Source organism: Salinimicrobium oceani (genome assembly GCF_012037645.1).
Genome location: NZ_JAAVJR010000756.1, coordinates 1 through 423, shown reverse-complemented (window position 1 = coordinate 423; position 423 = coordinate 1). Strand labels below are relative to the sequence as shown.

1 protein-coding gene is annotated in these 423 nt (G+C 43.0%); it reads right to left on the bottom strand.

Annotation, left to right across the window (positions count from 1 at the left end):
* Positions 1-71: 71 nt before the first annotated feature.
* Positions 72-251: a hypothetical protein gene (locus HC175_RS19250; RefSeq protein WP_209310114.1), complete on the bottom strand. Its 180-nt coding sequence runs from the start codon at positions 249-251 to the stop codon at positions 72-74.
* Positions 252-423: the final 172 nt, after the last annotated feature.

Here is a 423-nt window from a genome sequence, read left to right as displayed (position 1 = left end):
AACCCGCTGCTTTTGGGGGTAGTCAGCTCCCAAGTTATGAGCAGCCGCAGGTGATCAAGGGTTCTTATTTTTTATTCGCTGCCAAGCCTGTGTATAAGCAGTGCGGCTCTTTGTGTAAGCGGGATGAAAGTTTCCAGGTTTATGGGTATAATGATCACCTCGCCGAGTTCTTCTGCGTTTTCTTTTAAAAAGATGGTCAAATGCTCTTTTCCGGCCAGTACTTCCCTGGATTCACCAATACTGTAGGTCATCAAAGTGCAAGAAATTCATTTTCCGGAAATCAAATTGGAACCCTCACCACATATTTAAGGAGGTCCCGGAATCAATTAAAGTTTTCGATAAAGTAATTGTGGCTGCCTTATATAGGCGGCAAAAATGGTGGCCATAAGGATAAGGATTACCATTTCAGAAGGCTTTCCTTTA